Source organism: Neobacillus sp. DHD-1R (assembly GCF_057747995.1).
The window spans coordinates 214695-228995 of sequence record NZ_CM173232.1 but is presented as its reverse complement, the minus strand read 5'-3'; the positions used below and the strand labels follow the sequence as shown (position 1 = coordinate 228995).

15 protein-coding genes are annotated in these 14301 nt (G+C 43.7%); 5 read left to right on the top strand and 10 right to left on the bottom strand.

The genetic code is table 11. From position 1 onward, the window contains the following. Nucleotides 1-35 precede the first annotated feature (35 nt). The 3 genes from sigB to AC3ANL_RS01090 are packed head-to-tail and all read right to left on the bottom strand — an operon-like array spanning nucleotide 36 to nucleotide 1609. Nucleotides 36-833: an RNA polymerase sigma factor SigB gene (sigB, locus tag AC3ANL_RS01100; protein WP_488327454.1), complete on the bottom strand. Its 798-nt coding sequence runs from the start codon at nucleotides 831-833 to the stop codon at nucleotides 36-38. After that, nucleotides 799-1281, bottom strand: a complete 483-nt coding sequence (gene rsbW, locus AC3ANL_RS01095; RefSeq protein WP_488327453.1) for an anti-sigma B factor RsbW — start codon at nucleotides 1279-1281, stop codon at nucleotides 799-801. The genes sigB and rsbW overlap by 35 nt, the downstream gene beginning before the upstream one ends. Before the next feature lie 13 nt (nucleotides 1282-1294). Beyond that, nucleotides 1295-1609 carry an anti-sigma factor antagonist gene (locus tag AC3ANL_RS01090; protein WP_488327452.1) on the bottom strand — a complete coding sequence of 105 codons (315 nt, stop codon included), beginning with the start codon at nucleotides 1607-1609 and terminating at the stop codon, nucleotides 1295-1297. A 244-nt stretch (nucleotides 1610-1853) separates the two neighbouring features. On the opposite strand from AC3ANL_RS01090, the gene AC3ANL_RS01085 reads away from it, so the two are divergent. Beyond that, the gene (locus AC3ANL_RS01085; protein WP_488327451.1) at nucleotides 1854-2033 is read left to right on the top strand and encodes a hypothetical protein; all 180 of its coding nucleotides are present in this window, start codon (nucleotides 1854-1856) and stop codon (nucleotides 2031-2033) included. A gap of 415 nt (nucleotides 2034-2448) precedes the next feature. On the opposite strand, the gene AC3ANL_RS01080 is transcribed toward AC3ANL_RS01085, so the two are convergent. Both AC3ANL_RS01080 and AC3ANL_RS01075 read right to left on the bottom strand, forming a co-directional pair. Continuing rightward, nucleotides 2449-2877 (bottom strand): hypothetical protein, encoded by a 429-nt coding sequence (locus AC3ANL_RS01080; protein WP_488327450.1) that lies wholly within the window; start codon nucleotides 2875-2877, stop codon nucleotides 2449-2451. A gap of 218 nt (nucleotides 2878-3095) precedes the next feature. Next, complete coding sequence (locus AC3ANL_RS01075; protein WP_488327449.1) at nucleotides 3096-4013, bottom strand: magnesium transporter CorA family protein; 918 nt, start codon at nucleotides 4011-4013, stop codon at nucleotides 3096-3098. A 145-nt stretch (nucleotides 4014-4158) separates the two neighbouring features. Here AC3ANL_RS01075 and AC3ANL_RS01070 point away from each other — a divergent pair, with 145 nt between their 5' ends. Next, nucleotides 4159-4425: a hypothetical protein gene (locus AC3ANL_RS01070; RefSeq protein ID WP_488327448.1), complete on the top strand. Its 267-nt coding sequence runs from the start codon at nucleotides 4159-4161 to the stop codon at nucleotides 4423-4425. Nucleotides 4426-4543: 118 nt separating this feature from the next. Continuing rightward, nucleotides 4544-5266, top strand: coding sequence for a TrkA C-terminal domain-containing protein (locus AC3ANL_RS01065; protein WP_488327447.1), 723 nt, complete (start codon nucleotides 4544-4546; stop codon nucleotides 5264-5266). Between the two features lie 57 nt (nucleotides 5267-5323). On the opposite strand, the gene AC3ANL_RS01060 is transcribed toward AC3ANL_RS01065, so the two are convergent. Together AC3ANL_RS01060 and AC3ANL_RS01055 are read right to left on the bottom strand one after the other, a co-directional pair. Further along, on the bottom strand, nucleotides 5324-6634 hold the full coding sequence (locus AC3ANL_RS01060) for a hemolysin family protein (RefSeq protein WP_488327446.1): 1311 nt from the start codon (nucleotides 6632-6634) through the stop codon (nucleotides 5324-5326). Nucleotides 6635-6797: 163 nt separating this feature from the next. Continuing rightward, the gene (locus AC3ANL_RS01055) at nucleotides 6798-8309 is read right to left on the bottom strand and encodes a mechanosensitive ion channel (protein ID WP_488327445.1); all 1512 of its coding nucleotides are present in this window, start codon (nucleotides 8307-8309) and stop codon (nucleotides 6798-6800) included. A gap of 168 nt (nucleotides 8310-8477) precedes the next feature. Between AC3ANL_RS01055 and AC3ANL_RS01050 the strand changes: the two genes are divergently transcribed. Beyond that, on the top strand, nucleotides 8478-8777 hold the full coding sequence (locus AC3ANL_RS01050; protein WP_488327444.1) for a hypothetical protein: 300 nt from the start codon (nucleotides 8478-8480) through the stop codon (nucleotides 8775-8777). Nucleotides 8778-8844: 67 nt separating this feature from the next. Next, nucleotides 8845-9012: a CsbD family protein gene (locus tag AC3ANL_RS01045; protein ID WP_488327443.1), complete on the top strand. Its 168-nt coding sequence runs from the start codon at nucleotides 8845-8847 to the stop codon at nucleotides 9010-9012. 384 nt (nucleotides 9013-9396) lie between these two features. On the opposite strand, the gene nuoN is transcribed toward AC3ANL_RS01045, so the two are convergent. From nuoN to nuoL, 3 genes are read right to left on the bottom strand one after another with little or no spacing between them, the layout of a single operon-like run. After that, the gene (nuoN, locus tag AC3ANL_RS01040; RefSeq protein ID WP_488327442.1) at nucleotides 9397-10884 is read right to left on the bottom strand and encodes an NADH-quinone oxidoreductase subunit NuoN; all 1488 of its coding nucleotides are present in this window, start codon (nucleotides 10882-10884) and stop codon (nucleotides 9397-9399) included. Between the two features lie 6 nt (nucleotides 10885-10890). Continuing rightward, a complete protein-coding gene (locus AC3ANL_RS01035) occupies nucleotides 10891-12399 on the bottom strand; it encodes an NADH-quinone oxidoreductase subunit M (protein ID WP_488327441.1) in 1509 nt (502 codons plus the stop codon). Continuing rightward, nucleotides 12396-14267 (bottom strand): NADH-quinone oxidoreductase subunit L, encoded by a 1872-nt coding sequence (nuoL, locus tag AC3ANL_RS01030; protein ID WP_488327440.1) that lies wholly within the window; start codon nucleotides 14265-14267, stop codon nucleotides 12396-12398. The genes AC3ANL_RS01035 and nuoL overlap by 4 nt, the downstream gene beginning before the upstream one ends. Nucleotides 14268-14301: the final 34 nt, after the last annotated feature.

Below are 14301 nucleotides of genomic sequence, written 5' to 3'. Positions count from 1 at the left end.
CGCGTTAATGCTTTAACACAACGGGGTTCAGGTACCTAAACATTGTTTATCCCTTGTTGATACGCATCGCTGGCAAGTGCTTTACGCAGTTTTTCGATTGCCTTTTTTTGAAGACGGGAGACATGCATCTGTGATATTCCCAAATGCTCACCCGTTTCCTTTTGACTTTTATTGGCCACGAATGTCATATGGATGATTTCCCGCTCTCTTTCTGTCAATACATGCATGACACTCTCGAGCAGGAGCTTTTGATCCACTTTTTCGTATCCTTCATCAGTGGAACCAACAATATCTAAAGTGGTAACGGTACTTCCTTCCGAACCCGTTTCAATCGGAAGATCGACAGAAGCAGCTTGGTAGCTTTTCCCCATTTCCATCGCTTCCAATACTTCCTCTTCAGATATCTCTAAATAATCAGCGATTTCGTAAATCTTTGGGGATCGTTGATATTTAGTGGTCAGCTCGTCCACCACATTTTTAATTTTTGGCCATACCTCTTTAATCCGTCTCGGAACGTGAACACTCCACGTTTTATCGCGTAAATAACGCTTTATCTCCCCAATGACCGTAGGAATCAAAAAGGATTCAAAAGATTTTCCCAAATTTGGATCATATCTTCTAATCGCGGTTAATAACCCGATCATTCCTACTTGCATGATATCCTCATGGAAATTTCTACCTTTTGAATATTTTCTTGCCAGGCTGCCGACTAAAGCCGTGTAATTTTCAACTAAGATGGTTTGGGCTAAAGAGCTCTCGTTCTCTTGAAACGATAAAATGAGAGCATCGATTTCTTCCTTAGTTCGCTTCACGGGTTGAGGCAGTTGTGCCATGATTCTCACGCTCCCCACTTAGATACTTCACCATGAAGACCGTCACGCCGGATTGATTCAACACACGGACTTCGTCCATCAGTGTCTCTATCAAAAATAGCCCTAAACCTCCTTCTGTCAATTGGTCGACCGTACTAGATTCAGTATAAGGGCCTAATTCATTTCTAGTTTGAACAAAATTAAAGCTCTTACCACTGTCAGACACCATGACTTCTAGCTTGTCCGCATACACTCCAAATCCAACGATTACTTCTCCTCCTTCTTCCTGGGGATAAGCATGCTGAACGGCATTTGTACATGCCTCACTTACAGCTATTTTCACATCTTCAATTTCCTCATATGTATAACCCATCCGGCTGGCAATACCTGATAATGTTAATCGAATGACACCAACATATTCTGGCTTGGCAGGAATTTTAATTTCGAGATAATCCATCACTTGATTCATGTCCCTCACCCTCTTAATTTGCGGATATATTCATAATGTTACTTAAGCCCGTTATTTCGAAGAGCCGTTTCAATCGATCTGATAAGTCGACCAACTGTAAATCACCATCATTTTTCTTCAACTGCTTGAACAAACTAACAAAAACGCCTAAACCCGTACTATCTAAATAGGAAACATCCTTTAGATTAACGATCATCGATTTATTATGACCTTCCGCCAGCGGAAATAATTCCTCTCTTAGCTTTGTTGCCGTAAATGCATCAATTTCCCCTGCCACACTCACCAAGATGTCCTCATTATTCTGATGTTTATTTATTTGTAAATCCATATCATCATCACCTCTGACGTATTTATTTCGTACATACCCACACTCAAACACATCTAAACCTTTTAAAAAAAAAAAATAAAAACCGATGACGGAGTGTCGTTTTCTTAACTCCTATTATACCAAATATACTAATAGGACGAATAGACCTCAGGACCAATCAAAACCCAGCAGGTTTCATTCCTTTATTAATAGGGTAAACACTGATTAGTAAAGTAAAAAAATACGAGATAAAGGTGGGAATAAGATGGATGAGAAAACAAATTTAGATAAACTGTATCCTGATCTTAAGGTCCATACAACAAAGAATGGCTCGATGGCAAACGATTTGGATGAAATGAAGAAGCTCGGCAAGGAAATGAAGAAGGCAAAAACCGGCACCGAGCTCAAAGAGGAAGACAACCTGACTCCTGATCCACTGCAATAGGAGCGGCCCTTTTACAGGGTCGTTTTTTTATTTACTTCTACATGAAAGAGGCTTGCACTTTTCCGGTGCAAGCCTCTTTTTATGTTAAATGACAAGAAAGTTAAACTTTAGCTTTGAGAATTGTCCAGCTCCAGCGCCCTAGCGGCTAGTGTCCTTCGCTCTCCGCCCTACGATAAGTTAACATCAAATCGCCTTCGGCTCTTCGTGTTTCCTTTATCGCGTTTAACGGGCAGTAGATTCTCAACTGCCCGTAAGAACCCGATCGGCTCAACTAACAATCAGCGAGAAGAACATTCGCTGATTGAAGTTTCACCTTATCTCAGTTGGAGCGCTCCAGGCCATACGCCGCTGACCAGGGCGCTTGCGCTTTTCTTAATAGCTGTTTCAAATGAATCAGTTGTTTTCACGTTGATGATTAGTTGGGTGGTCTTTTTTGTCCGGTTTCTTGATAAAATTTCTCATCTTGCAGTTCGGAATCAAAATTTCCATCCCGCTGTTTTTCATTTACATACTTAGAAACGGTCTCATCGTCTTGCTGTCGGTCTTGATCACCATTCATGGAAGGCGAATTTCCACCTTTTTGCCGTTCACGTTCAGAAGCTCCAAAGGTTTGTTGATTGGCTTTGAGCCGTTCTTGATACTCGTTCTGGTATTGATTTGCCTGCTGCACTTCTGGATCACCATTGTCATTTCTTTGGCCATTCTGTTGCTCAAGTTTCGGATCGCCCAATTGAGAGCTTCGAACATTTTTTAAGTCTTTTTCATTTTCCTTGGTAACATTTTCTCCAGCTATAAATCCTACTCTTTCATCCATGTTCTTCTGTTCAGCTTTATTAATAGCCATGCTAGTTTCCTCCTTTATTTTTCACTTGCTGCCTGTTTTTCATCCCTAATACGTTCCTCAGGTTTTACCGAACATGCAACTTCATATTTACACCACCCTCTTTCTATTGTTAGCTAGATTCGTAAGTTAGGTAAGCTTATTTGCTACCCTACTAGTGTTGTACCACCAAACAAGGTTTTCAAAACCCTTTTTCCCATTTATCTACTCTCATCAATGGACTATTTGAAAAACGAGCCTCTCTTTTTCCCCTTTAGCAAGTCGCCTGTCCAGCCTTTGATTTTTAAATACCCGTAAAGGCAGAACGTCGAGACGACGATCAAAAAAATCGAAAGAATATAACCAAACCGCCACTCCAGTTCAGGCATATACTTGAAATTCATGCCCCATAATGCCCCGAACGCCATAATCGGTGTAAAAATAATCGTTATGACGGTTAAGGTTTTCATAATTTCATTTCCCCGATGCGACGAAATGACCTCCTCCAAATTAATGATCGAATCGAGCTCATGTTCATACTCATTAAGCAGGACCATCGCCCGTTCAATCCGTTTGCAGGTACTCGTAAAAATATCGCCGTCGCTGATTCCCGGAAACTGGATTTCGTCTATCGCCATTTTCACCTCATTTATGGGGATGAGAAGGTTTTTCCAAACCAATAACTCATGCCTGCGCCGGTAAACCCGTTCAAGAATCCCGGTTTCATTCCGGTCTCGAATGCTCCATATTAACGTTTTAAGCTCCTCTTCAAATAGATCAATCTTACTTAACATTTCATTCATTAGGTCTCCAAGAAGCAATAAAAAGCCATCGACCGCATTTTCCGTTCGTTCCATTTGTCGCTCCGGCTCGTTTACGTCCAGATCAATGGTCACGAGCAGGTCTTTTTTTAGAAAAAAGTGAAAGATCTTATAGTCGCGTTCTTCGGTAAAGCTTTGCTTACAAATGAGTGAACCTTGGACCACTTTTTCCTCATTTCCCAAGCCGGCCACGCGCAAATAGTTCGATTTACTTGAGCGGACATGCTCGAGCCAATCGTTCACCAATTCCTCGTGCGACAGCGGGGCCGGCATGCGGTCCATCTCATCACTGTTCAATTGAACCCATTTCCACTTGTTAGCCCCACTATATTTTTCCAAAGCATATCCCCTCCTTTTAAATGATGTTTTTCATTTACATCCCCACAAAATGCTGAAATGAAACGTTTAAAATAGGTTTGATAGCAAGATTGGCGGGGTATTCATAAGGAAAATAGAGTTTTTCAACTCTTAAGGAGGAATTCTAATGAAAGTCTTAGGTATGAGCTCACTATTTGCGGTAGGTGTTGGGGCAACGGCTGCGCTTTGGTTATCGAATAAACCGAATCGTATCAAAGCTGAGAATTTCCTTAGAGAATGGAAACGAAAGGTAAAACCAACTGTCTTTGATAAAGCGGAAGAGCTTCCGATTGAAAAGGGCGGCAATCCGCATCCACAGGATGTTGAAGATAACAACATGGTCAGCGAGGGCGCGATGTATTCTGTAAAATTTTATAATGAGAAAATCCAGTGATGGAAAAGTGGTTGGGGCTTAGTGCCCCAACTATTTTGTTGATTGAAAAAAAGTATAAATTTGGGCTTCGAGAATTGTCCAACTCCAGCGTGCTTCCGCTCTTTTTAAGGGGTGACTTATGAATCTACTTTTTTTATTTATCTATTTTATTATCATTGTGGCGGTCATTGAAATTTTCGTTGTTTTATTCCGCTTGACGGGGCTTAAAACGGAGATTTCCAGATTTCAGGTCATCTCGTTGATGACGGGTACTGGCTTTACTACGGGGGAATCCGAGCTCATTTTGGGTCATCCGATTCGCCGGAAACTGGCTACCTTTCTTATTCTGTTTGGCGCCTTTTCCCTTGCGGTGATTATTTCCTCCATTAGTCAATTCCTATCCGAGGGGCTCAGGACAAAGGAGATTTTTTATAGCGCCGGGGTAGTCATCATCATTTTTTTCATTTTTAAGATTAAGGGCTTTCAGCGATTGTTATATAAGTTTTTTAATCACGAAATGAAACAACATATCGAGATTGCTGACCTGCCCATGCGGGACGTATTTTTGAAAAATAAAGATGATGCCCTGCTCAATCTTCATGTCTATCAAGATTCCACTCTCGTCAATCGAACGGTTCAACAAGCGATAAACAACTATGATGAGTTAGAATTCGTGGTCTTGTTCATCCAGCGCGGCGAAATCAAGATTCGCAAAAATCTTTATGACACTGTCATTCATGAAGGAGATCACATCTTGTTATATGGTGCGAAAACGGTCATTTTGCAGACCTTTAACGATGACATTACCATTATGAAGAAGAAGCGGGAGGACCTTGAAACACTTCCAAACGAAATGCTGTAGCAGCGCTGCTACGGCTTTTTTGTGGTTTCCGGCTAAACTCCGCACCAAAAAAGCCTCCTAAAAGAGGCCTTGGTTACTTTTTTCTACTTCTAAATACATAATGTGGTAGCCATCAGCTTGCTGGACTTGGAATCTGTATCCCTCTGCCTCCACCCATGCCCCCACTTGGGTATCGGCCTGCTGGGTGAGAAACCAGCCGCCAATGGTATCGACGTCTTCGGCTGACAGATTGGTCCCAAGTATTGCATTCACATCGGGAATTAAGACTTTGGCCGCGATGATATAATGGTTGGCTGCCAGGGTGCGGATGTCTGCCACCTCATCCCCATCAAATTCATCTCGGACCTCCCCGACGATTTCCTCAATAATATCTTCGACCGTCACTAAACCGGAGGTACCGCCGTATTCATCAATGAGAATCGCCATATGGGTCCGTTCGGTTTGCATTTTTATTAATAAATCATGAATCGGGATCGTTTCAATTACCTGAATCACCGGCTGGATGTAGGAAGTGATGTCCCATTCTTCACCTGATCTTTTATTTAGCATTTTAGCCGTTAATACCATTTTCACGTTCATTACACCGAGAATATGATCCTTATCCCCATCCATGACGGGATAGCGGGTATATTTTTGCGTCTTCAGAGTATGGATCACCTCTTGACGCGTATCGTCAAGCGATATGCAGCTCATCTCCGTGCGGGGCACCATAATTTCTTTGGCAACTCGTTCGTCAAACTCAAAGATATTGTCAACATATTTCCATTCCGTTTGGTTAATTTCCCCGCTTTTCAAGCTTTCAGCCAGGAGAATCCGCAGCTCTTCTTCAGAATGCGCTAATTCATGCTCGGACGCCGGCTTTAGGCCAAACATCCCGACGAGCAGGCGCGCCGAATGATTTAATGCCCAAATAAACGGAAACATGATTTTATAAAACCAGATAATTGGTTTCGAAAAAATCAAGGTAATTTGTTCTGCCTTTTGGATGGCAAAGGTTTTTGGAGCTAATTCCCCGGCAACAACATGAATAAAGGTCACGATGACAAATGCCAGCACAAACGATAACAGGTGCGTCACCGTTTCATTCAAATGCAGTGCCGCAAGTAATGGATGGAACAGCTTCTCCACCGTCGGTTCTCCCAGCCAGCCAAGTCCTAACGCCGTCACCGTGATGCCAAGTTGACAGGCCGATAGATATTCATCAAGGTGGGTCACTACCTTTTTAGCTGAGACCGCGTTCTTTTTTCCTTCGATAATCAATTGTTCAATCCGGGATGTCCTTACCTTCACGATGGCAAATTCAATTGCCACAAAGAATCCTGTTAGGACAATTAATAGGGCAATGACTAATATGTTGACCGCCAGCATGGGCCGCAACACCTCCCTTAAAAATAACAAAGAGGATGTCTCAAACCAACGGCTTAGACCCCACTGCCTCAATATCTCGCTGGTACTTTCCTAAAGGGCGACTATATTGAGGGTAATACGCGGGGTCAGACCCTTTTGAGACATCCTCTGTCATGGTTTAAACCTATAGACGATTATTTTCCTCGTCTATTTTATTGTCTAGTTTACCTAAATATTTAGCGGCAAACTCTGTTCCTCCGAGTCCGAAGGCTAGACCAAACGCCAGCGCCAATCCGCCTAAGACGAGGATAAAGGCTGCATTGACAATGGAGTGGGCCACACCCAGTTGATCCAAGGCCATAAACACGGTAATCGTAAAGATGGCATATTTGGCAATCGCCGCAAGGGTGCGAGCGTAATTATGTTTGATGATATTTTGTAAAATCCGCTCAATGAAGTGGCCTAAATATAGCCCTATACCTAATATTAAAATTGCTGCTAACAACATTGGTAAATAGGCAATGACTCCTGTTGCTAAGGTAACTAAGAAGTCTAAATGAACAATTTGTAACGCTTCGACCGTAAATAATAAGACGACAATTACTTTAGCAAGCAAGCCAACTAATTGTGACAGCGTATATTTTGATTTTTCCGGTGTTACATTACCAATGCCCATCTGGTGGAAGATATTATCAAATCGTAAACGCCACAGCATTTGGGTGACCACCTTTTCCACCCATTTTCCAAGCCAGATCCCTACTAACATCAGGATAATCGCAACCGCGATATTAGGGATCAATGATAGCACTTGATGCAGCATGCCAATGGCTGGTTCGGAAATCCCTTTTAGATCTAATTTTTCTAGGGCTGTAATGACCGTTGGAATGAGGATAAAGATAAACACGATATTTCCAATGATACTAGATATACTCGTTTCCTCAATATTTTTCACCAAGCCAAACCGCTGGCCTAGGTTATCGGCACCGAGACTTTTTAATAGATTGGTTAAAACATCGCGAACAAGCTTGGCAATTAACCAGCCGATGAACACAATCAGTGCGGCGGCAAATAACTTAGGAATAAAGGCAAGCATAGTCGAAAGAACATGTGAGAATGGTTCAGAAATGCCTTCTAGCTGTAATGCACCCAATACCCCTGGGATAAATAAGAGGAGAACAAAATAAAAGATGGCTTGGGCAATCTTGTCCACCTTGTTTAGTGCTTCTAGCTGACTATCAGCCATTTTCCATTGGACGAGTCGAGATTCCAAATGGAACATTGATGCTCCCTTTTTAAAGAGGAGACGAAGGACAAAAGCAACTACATATGCAAATAATAGAATCAAAGCCGCTTTTAATAGATGCGGAATTGCCGCCGTTAATGTCGACATCATGACGACGAGTGGACGGGCAATCAAGCTCAGGTTCAACATATTGAAAAAGATAATCCACACGACGACTAGTAATGTATAGTAAACTATTTTTCCAATAATGTGTTCAGATGAGTATTTACTTCGTTTTCCACCATGGGAAAACAACTTCTCATCGAGACTGGTTTTCTTTAATGCTGCTTCTACGGCCTTCCCAATCCACTTGGCAATCAGCCAGCCTACTAATAAGACGAGAAGTGCTAATAGTAGGTGTGGAATTTGGTCAGTGTATATGTACCAACCAGCCATCATATTTCTTAGACTCATTTAACATCTCTCCTTTTCTTAGCTCTAAATTAGTTCGATTGTTGTAATACCCTGTGAGGCTGTTTTTAAACATGAAGCACCTGTCTTACGTTTATTGAAAAAAAGTTTCACTTTGATTTTCTATGGGAATATAATCACTAGTTCGATCAACACAAAGGAGGAGAACACATGAATAAGAAAGCATTGTTAACAGGAAGCTTGGCTGCGTTACTTACCTTTGGCGGTTTGGCGGGGTGCGGCGATGGGGTTGACCAAGATAATGGGGTTAGTGATGGCGAGCAAAAAGATGCCGTAGATAATGATACAAAGAAAGAAGCCAATGACTCTGTTGAAAAAACGAAAGAGAATTTATCCGATATTAAAGATAATGTAGAAAGTGAATTAAAAAAGGATGGCGTCGGTGATGGTGTCGATCAAGATAATGGCGTCAGTGATGGAGAAAAGAAAGATGCCGTAGATAATCAATAGGTTTATATTTCGTAATAATCGGGTACTAAACAAATAGAACCTAAAACATTTCGAGGAGGAATGAACCATGAATAAAGATGAAATCAAAGGCGGCTATAATCAAGTAAAAGGTGAAGCAAAAGATCAATTGGGTAAAGCAACGGATGATCCTGAGACTAGAGCAGAGGGAAAATTCGATAAAGTAAAGGGTAAAGTGCAGGAAGAAATCGGCGAATTAAAAGAAAAAACGAAATAACTCTCATTCCCGAAAATACGAATTACCCAATCCTATCATGTCGATTTTTTTAATCGTTGAAATAAAGGAATGAAAAAGAAGAGGCTTCCCCCAGCCTCTTCTTTTTGTATGTTTACCCCTTTAATTTGACTCCTTGTGCATTTCTCCCGTTTGTTGCTCAGAACCGGCCGCTTTCCCCAAAGCGGCCGGTCTTTATTTTAATATAAGCATTTTTAAGTTTTGGCTTCGAGAATTGTCCAGCTCCAGTGCCCTAGCGGCTAGTGTCCTTCGCTCTCCGCCCTACGATAAGTCAACATCGAATCTCCTCCGGCTCTTCGTGTTTCCTTTATCTCAGTTGGAGCGCTCCAGGCTATACGCCGCTGACCAGGGCGCTTCCGCTTTTCTTTATTGAAGATTGTTCAAGAAGTCGAGCGCGATGTTTGGCGCTATGCCAAACAAGACAGAGCCGACGACGGCGACTAGCAGGACAACGACGATGCCAAATGGTAGATTCAATTTGCGTTCGTCGCTGGCCGGGCGGAAGAACATTTGCGTCATGACGCCGAAATAGTAGAAATACGACACGACGGTGGTGGCAATCATGATGGCCGCCAGTACATAGTGCGGTGTGCCGTAAAAGGCGCCGATAAAGATGTTCAATTTGCCGATGAAGCCGGCTGTACCCGGGAAGCCTGCCAATGAAACAAGTAGAATTCCCATAAGGACGGCCAGCACTGGCGAGCGGCGGTATAGACCCGCAAAGTCAGCAATCTTGGTTGAACCGGACTGCTCGGTGACGACTTGGATAATCGCAAACGCGCCAAGGTTCATCAGCATGTAGGCAAGCAGGTAGAACCAGATGGAATACAGCATGTTCGAGCTCATCGTCGTTAAAGCCACAAGGATATAACCGGCATGGGCGATACTCGAATAGGCGAACATTCGTTTAATATCCGATTGCTTCAAGGCCACGACGTTTCCGACGATCATCGTTACAGCGGCAATGAAGGCAAGATAATCTTGCATTTTAAACAGGATGCCTTCACCGTTGGCACCTATCGGCGCGGCATTGTAAAAGACTGAAACAACAATGCGGATGACGATGACGAAGCCGGCTGTTTTCGAAATGACACTCAAGAAGGCTGTCACTGGTGTTGGTGATCCTTGATACACGTCCGGTGCCCACATATGGAATGGAGCCGCGGCCAGTTTAAACGATAAGCCAACAAAAAGGATTAAGAACGATAGGCCAAGCAAATAGGCCTGCTGCCCATCCGTTACGGCGGACAGGGTTTGTGCGATCGAGAAAAGATTGGTTGTTCCTGTTAAGCCGTACACATAGCTCATCCCAAACAACGTGATCGCCGTGGAAATACCGCCATTGATGACGTATTTCATAGCGGCTTCGTTTGACTGCAGGTTGTGCTTGCGGATGCCGGCTAAAATATAGGAAGAAACAGTTAACAATTCCAACCCGATAAATAATGTAATTAAATCGCCGCTTGATGTCATCACCATGGCACCGAGCAAGGCGGTTAAGAACAAGTAATAAAACTCGCCGCGATAGTCTTCCAAGCCATCCTTTGCCTCATAGCTGACGGCTAAAAACATGACGAGGGCCGAACCTGCCAAGAGAATGATTTTAAAGGCTTTGCCAAACGTATCCAATGTAAAACTATCATCCAAAATCGACGTAGCCGGTGTGTTCAGCAGGCTGGCGACCGATATAGTCGCGGCAAGTATGCCGAGAATGCTGATCCAGCCAAGGATGCGTCGATCTTGTTTTTTCGGCAAAAATAAATCTAACAAAGTAAGAGCTGCCGTAACACCCAGGATGATGAATTCCGGTGTCATTACACTCCAGTTAAATGATTTCAATGTCTCTAAGTCCATCCTTCATCACCCTCCTAACCCTAGCATGATGGTTTCAAGTGTAGTTTGCAGTGGAGAGCTTAGAACACTTGGATAAACACCAATTAACACGATTAATACCATAAGTACGATGACGGGAATAAATTCCGCACCTCTAAGATCCAAAACGCCGGCAAATTCACGGTGCGACTTGCCGTAGGTAATGCCCAGGACTGCCCGCAAGATGTACGCGGCCGTCATGATAATCCCGATCGTTCCAATCGCAGCAATCCACGGTAATTCTTCGAATAAGCCGAGGAAGGCCATAAATTCGCTGACGAAACCGGACATACCTGGTAAACCGAGTGACGCCATACCTGCGGCAAGCAAGAAGCCTGCGGCAATCGGCATCCCCTTCGCCATTCCGCCAAGGTTTTCGATCAGCGATGTATCGGTACGCTCGTACAAGATACCGACTAGGAAGAACAACAGTGCAGAAATCAAGCCGTGCGACACCACTTGAAAAATCGCCCCCTGCACCCCAGCCGTGTTCATGGCCGCAAGTCCAATTAGTACGATTCCCATGTGGGAAATAGATGAATAAGCCAAAACCATTTTAAAGTCTGTTTGAATGAACGCTAGGAACGCCCCGTAGAGAAGATTTATGACTCCAAGGATGGCAATGAGCGTCGCAAGAGTCCTAAATTGCTCGGGAAAAATCCCCATTCCGAAACGGATTAAACCGTACGCACCTATTTTTAATAGAATCCCAGAGTGAATCATCACAACCGATGGCGGTGCTTGAACGTGCACCTTTAACATCCAGCTGTGCAATGGGAAGATCGGCAATTTGACGCCGAAGGCAATCAGTAAGGCAATGAACAAACCAAGCTTCAAGTCACTGGACAGCGGTGCACTTGGGTCGGCCATGATTTGCGTTAACAGCGCAATGTTGGTTGTGCCTGTTTTTGCAAACATAATCATAATGACAATCAGCAGCACGGCTGAACCTAAACCGTTGTAGATTAAGAAGCTGTAGGCTGCCTTTTCTTTTTCAAAATAACCCCATTTTCCGATTAAGAAGAAGGTTGGAATCAGGGTCACTTCAAAAAAGATGAAGAAGAGCACTAAGTTTTCAGCCGTAAACACGCCGAGCATGCCTATTTCTAATAGAAGGAAGAGCATAAAGTAGCCTTTCCATTCCTTTTTGATAAATTTAGCCGCAGCAATCGCTGATAAGGTTGCGACGATCGACGTCAATGCCACGAGCAACAGCTGAAAGCCGCTGAGGCCCAGCTCATAATAAACGGAGAAGATCGGTTCTTCTGCATTCATGCCGCGGAATTGAATCCAATCTGTTGCCACATTGAAATCAGCTAAATTTTTACCAACTAAGAAATGAAGGTAGGCCGCTAGCGCCAAAAATAAAGCTGGCAGGGTTGCTAAAATGCCGACCACTTTAATCACTTTTGCTGCTTGTTTTGGCATGAGTGCCAAAACGATGATCCCTAGTAAAGGGGAGAATACTAGGATTGAAAGAACAGCTGATAAATTCATCGTAAGTACCCCCCTGTAAACGCAAAGATGACGGCGAGTAATGCAAGTCCGATGAAGGCCACTGCACCATAGGTCTGAACCTGACCGGATTGCAGCTTGGATCCGGCCCTGCCGAGTCCTTGGACAATCCCGGTCACGCCTTTAACAAGTCCTTCGACGAGGAAGACATCAATGAACCGTAAGAAGTAGCTTAATCCTTTTGTGAAGGCTACGACGGTCATTTGATAAAACTCATCGACGTAATATTTGTTCAATAAAATCGTATGCAGGGTATCACCTGTCCCGCTTAACCAATTACGGGCAATTGAACGTTTGTAGTACATCAAGTAGGCAAGATAGATTCCTGCTAAGGAAACGACCGTTGCTGCAATCATGATCCAGACTGGCCCTTCGACATGACCGTTGTGGGCAAGATACTCATTGCCGTCTACGAGCCAATCGCCAAGGAACGTCCCGAACCATGGTGTGTTCACATAACCGGCTATGACCGCAAGGACGCCAAGGACAATCATTGGTCCTGTCATATTAGCTGGTGATTCGTGAACATGTTTCTGATCGCCGCGTGCTTCTCCCGTAAACACCATGAAGAACAAGCGGAACATATAGAATGCGGTCATGAAGGCGGCCGCAAGGGCAAGCAAGAAGAGAATCGGATGTCCGCCTTCCCATGCTGCTGCTAAAATTTCATCTTTACTGAAGAAACCGGATAATAGCGGCACGCCGCTGATTGCCAAGGTTCCGATTAAAAACAACGGCCCGGTCAGCTTTAATTTTTTCCATAGCCCGCCCATTTCCTCGATGTTCTGCGTGTGAACCGCATGAATGACAGATCCTGCTGCTAAGAAGAGCAGTGCTTTAAAGAAGGCATGTGTCATGAGGTGGAACACACCTGCCACATAGCCGGCAGAACCCAGTGCCAGCATCATGTAGCCGAGTTGGCTGACGGTTGAGTAGGCGAGTACTCGTTTGATATCGGTTTGCACAAGACCAATACTGGCCGCAAAGATGGCGGTAAACGCACCGATCACAGCAATCGTGAGCAATGCTGTTTTACTCGCTAAGAACAATGGGAATAGTGCTGCCACTAAATAAACCCCAGCTGCCACCATTGTCGCTGCGTGAATGAGCGCTGACACAGGCGTCGGCCCCTCCATCGCATCTGGAAGCCAGGTGTGGAGCGGAAATTGACCTGATTTTCCGACAGCCCCGATAAAAATTAAGATGGCAATTAAGGTAATCATGGATTGTGAAATGGCACCAGCTTCGACAGCATGGAAGATTTCACTATATTCAAAGGTTTTCGTTTGCCAGAAAAGAAGAATCATGCCGATAAACAGGCCAACATCCCCGATACGAGTCATGATGAATGCCTTTTTGGCGGCAGCTTTTGCCTCTTCCTTGTAAAAATAGAATCCAATTAATAAGAAGGAACCTACACCAACAAGCTCCCAAAAAATATAAGTTTGCAAGAGGTTAGTCGAGATGACAAGCCCTAGCATTGCAAAGGTAAATAATCCTAAATAGGCATAGAATACTGGAAACCGCTCGTCTCCATTCATGTACCCTTTCGAGTATGTATGTACTAAGAAACTTACGAGCGATACGATAAACAGCATTAATGCATTTAATTGATTGACTTCAAAGCCCGCTGTTAGATGCAGATCTCCTATCGTGAGCCAGTTCAATTTCGTGACGTAGGTTGGCTCTGAAAAGCGCTCGAATAACACCAAAATCGAATAGATCAGCGATGCTAATGTGAAGAGAATCCCCACATACGCACTCGCCTCCTTCAGTCGCTTACCGAATAGAAGAAGGATCAAAAACGATAATAGCGGGAAAAGCGGTATAAGCCATGCATTTTCCATCATTATCACTATCCCCTTTTCGGATGGTGCCTGTGAT

Bases quoted from the DNA above. Each gene is read 5' to 3' on its own strand.
- sigB (WP_488327454.1), bottom strand. From the start codon at position 833: ATGGCACAACTGCCTCAACCCGTGAAGCGAACTAAGGAAGAAATCGAT.
- rsbW (WP_488327453.1), bottom strand. From the start codon at position 1,281: ATGAATCAAGTGATGGATTATCTCGAAATTAAAATTCCTGCCAAGCCA.
- AC3ANL_RS01090 (WP_488327452.1), bottom strand. From the start codon at position 1,609: ATGGATTTACAAATAAATAAACATCAGAATAATGAGGACATCTTGGTG.
- AC3ANL_RS01085 (WP_488327451.1), top strand. From the start codon at position 1,854: ATGGATGAGAAAACAAATTTAGATAAACTGTATCCTGATCTTAAGGTC.
- AC3ANL_RS01080 (WP_488327450.1), bottom strand. From the start codon at position 2,877: ATGGCTATTAATAAAGCTGAACAGAAGAACATGGATGAAAGAGTAGGA.
- AC3ANL_RS01070 (WP_488327448.1), top strand. From the start codon at position 4,159: ATGAAAGTCTTAGGTATGAGCTCACTATTTGCGGTAGGTGTTGGGGCA.
- AC3ANL_RS01065 (WP_488327447.1), top strand. From the start codon at position 4,544: ATGAATCTACTTTTTTTATTTATCTATTTTATTATCATTGTGGCGGTC.
- AC3ANL_RS01060 (WP_488327446.1), bottom strand. From the start codon at position 6,634: ATGCTGGCGGTCAACATATTAGTCATTGCCCTATTAATTGTCCTAACA.
- AC3ANL_RS01055 (WP_488327445.1), bottom strand. From the start codon at position 8,309: ATGAGTCTAAGAAATATGATGGCTGGTTGGTACATATACACTGACCAA.
- AC3ANL_RS01050 (WP_488327444.1), top strand. From the start codon at position 8,478: ATGAATAAGAAAGCATTGTTAACAGGAAGCTTGGCTGCGTTACTTACC.
- AC3ANL_RS01045 (WP_488327443.1), top strand. From the start codon at position 8,845: ATGAATAAAGATGAAATCAAAGGCGGCTATAATCAAGTAAAAGGTGAA.
- nuoN (WP_488327442.1), bottom strand. From the start codon at position 10,884: ATGGACTTAGAGACATTGAAATCATTTAACTGGAGTGTAATGACACCG.
- AC3ANL_RS01035 (WP_488327441.1), bottom strand. From the start codon at position 12,399: ATGAATTTATCAGCTGTTCTTTCAATCCTAGTATTCTCCCCTTTACTA.
- nuoL (WP_488327440.1), bottom strand. From the start codon at position 14,267: ATGATGGAAAATGCATGGCTTATACCGCTTTTCCCGCTATTATCGTTT.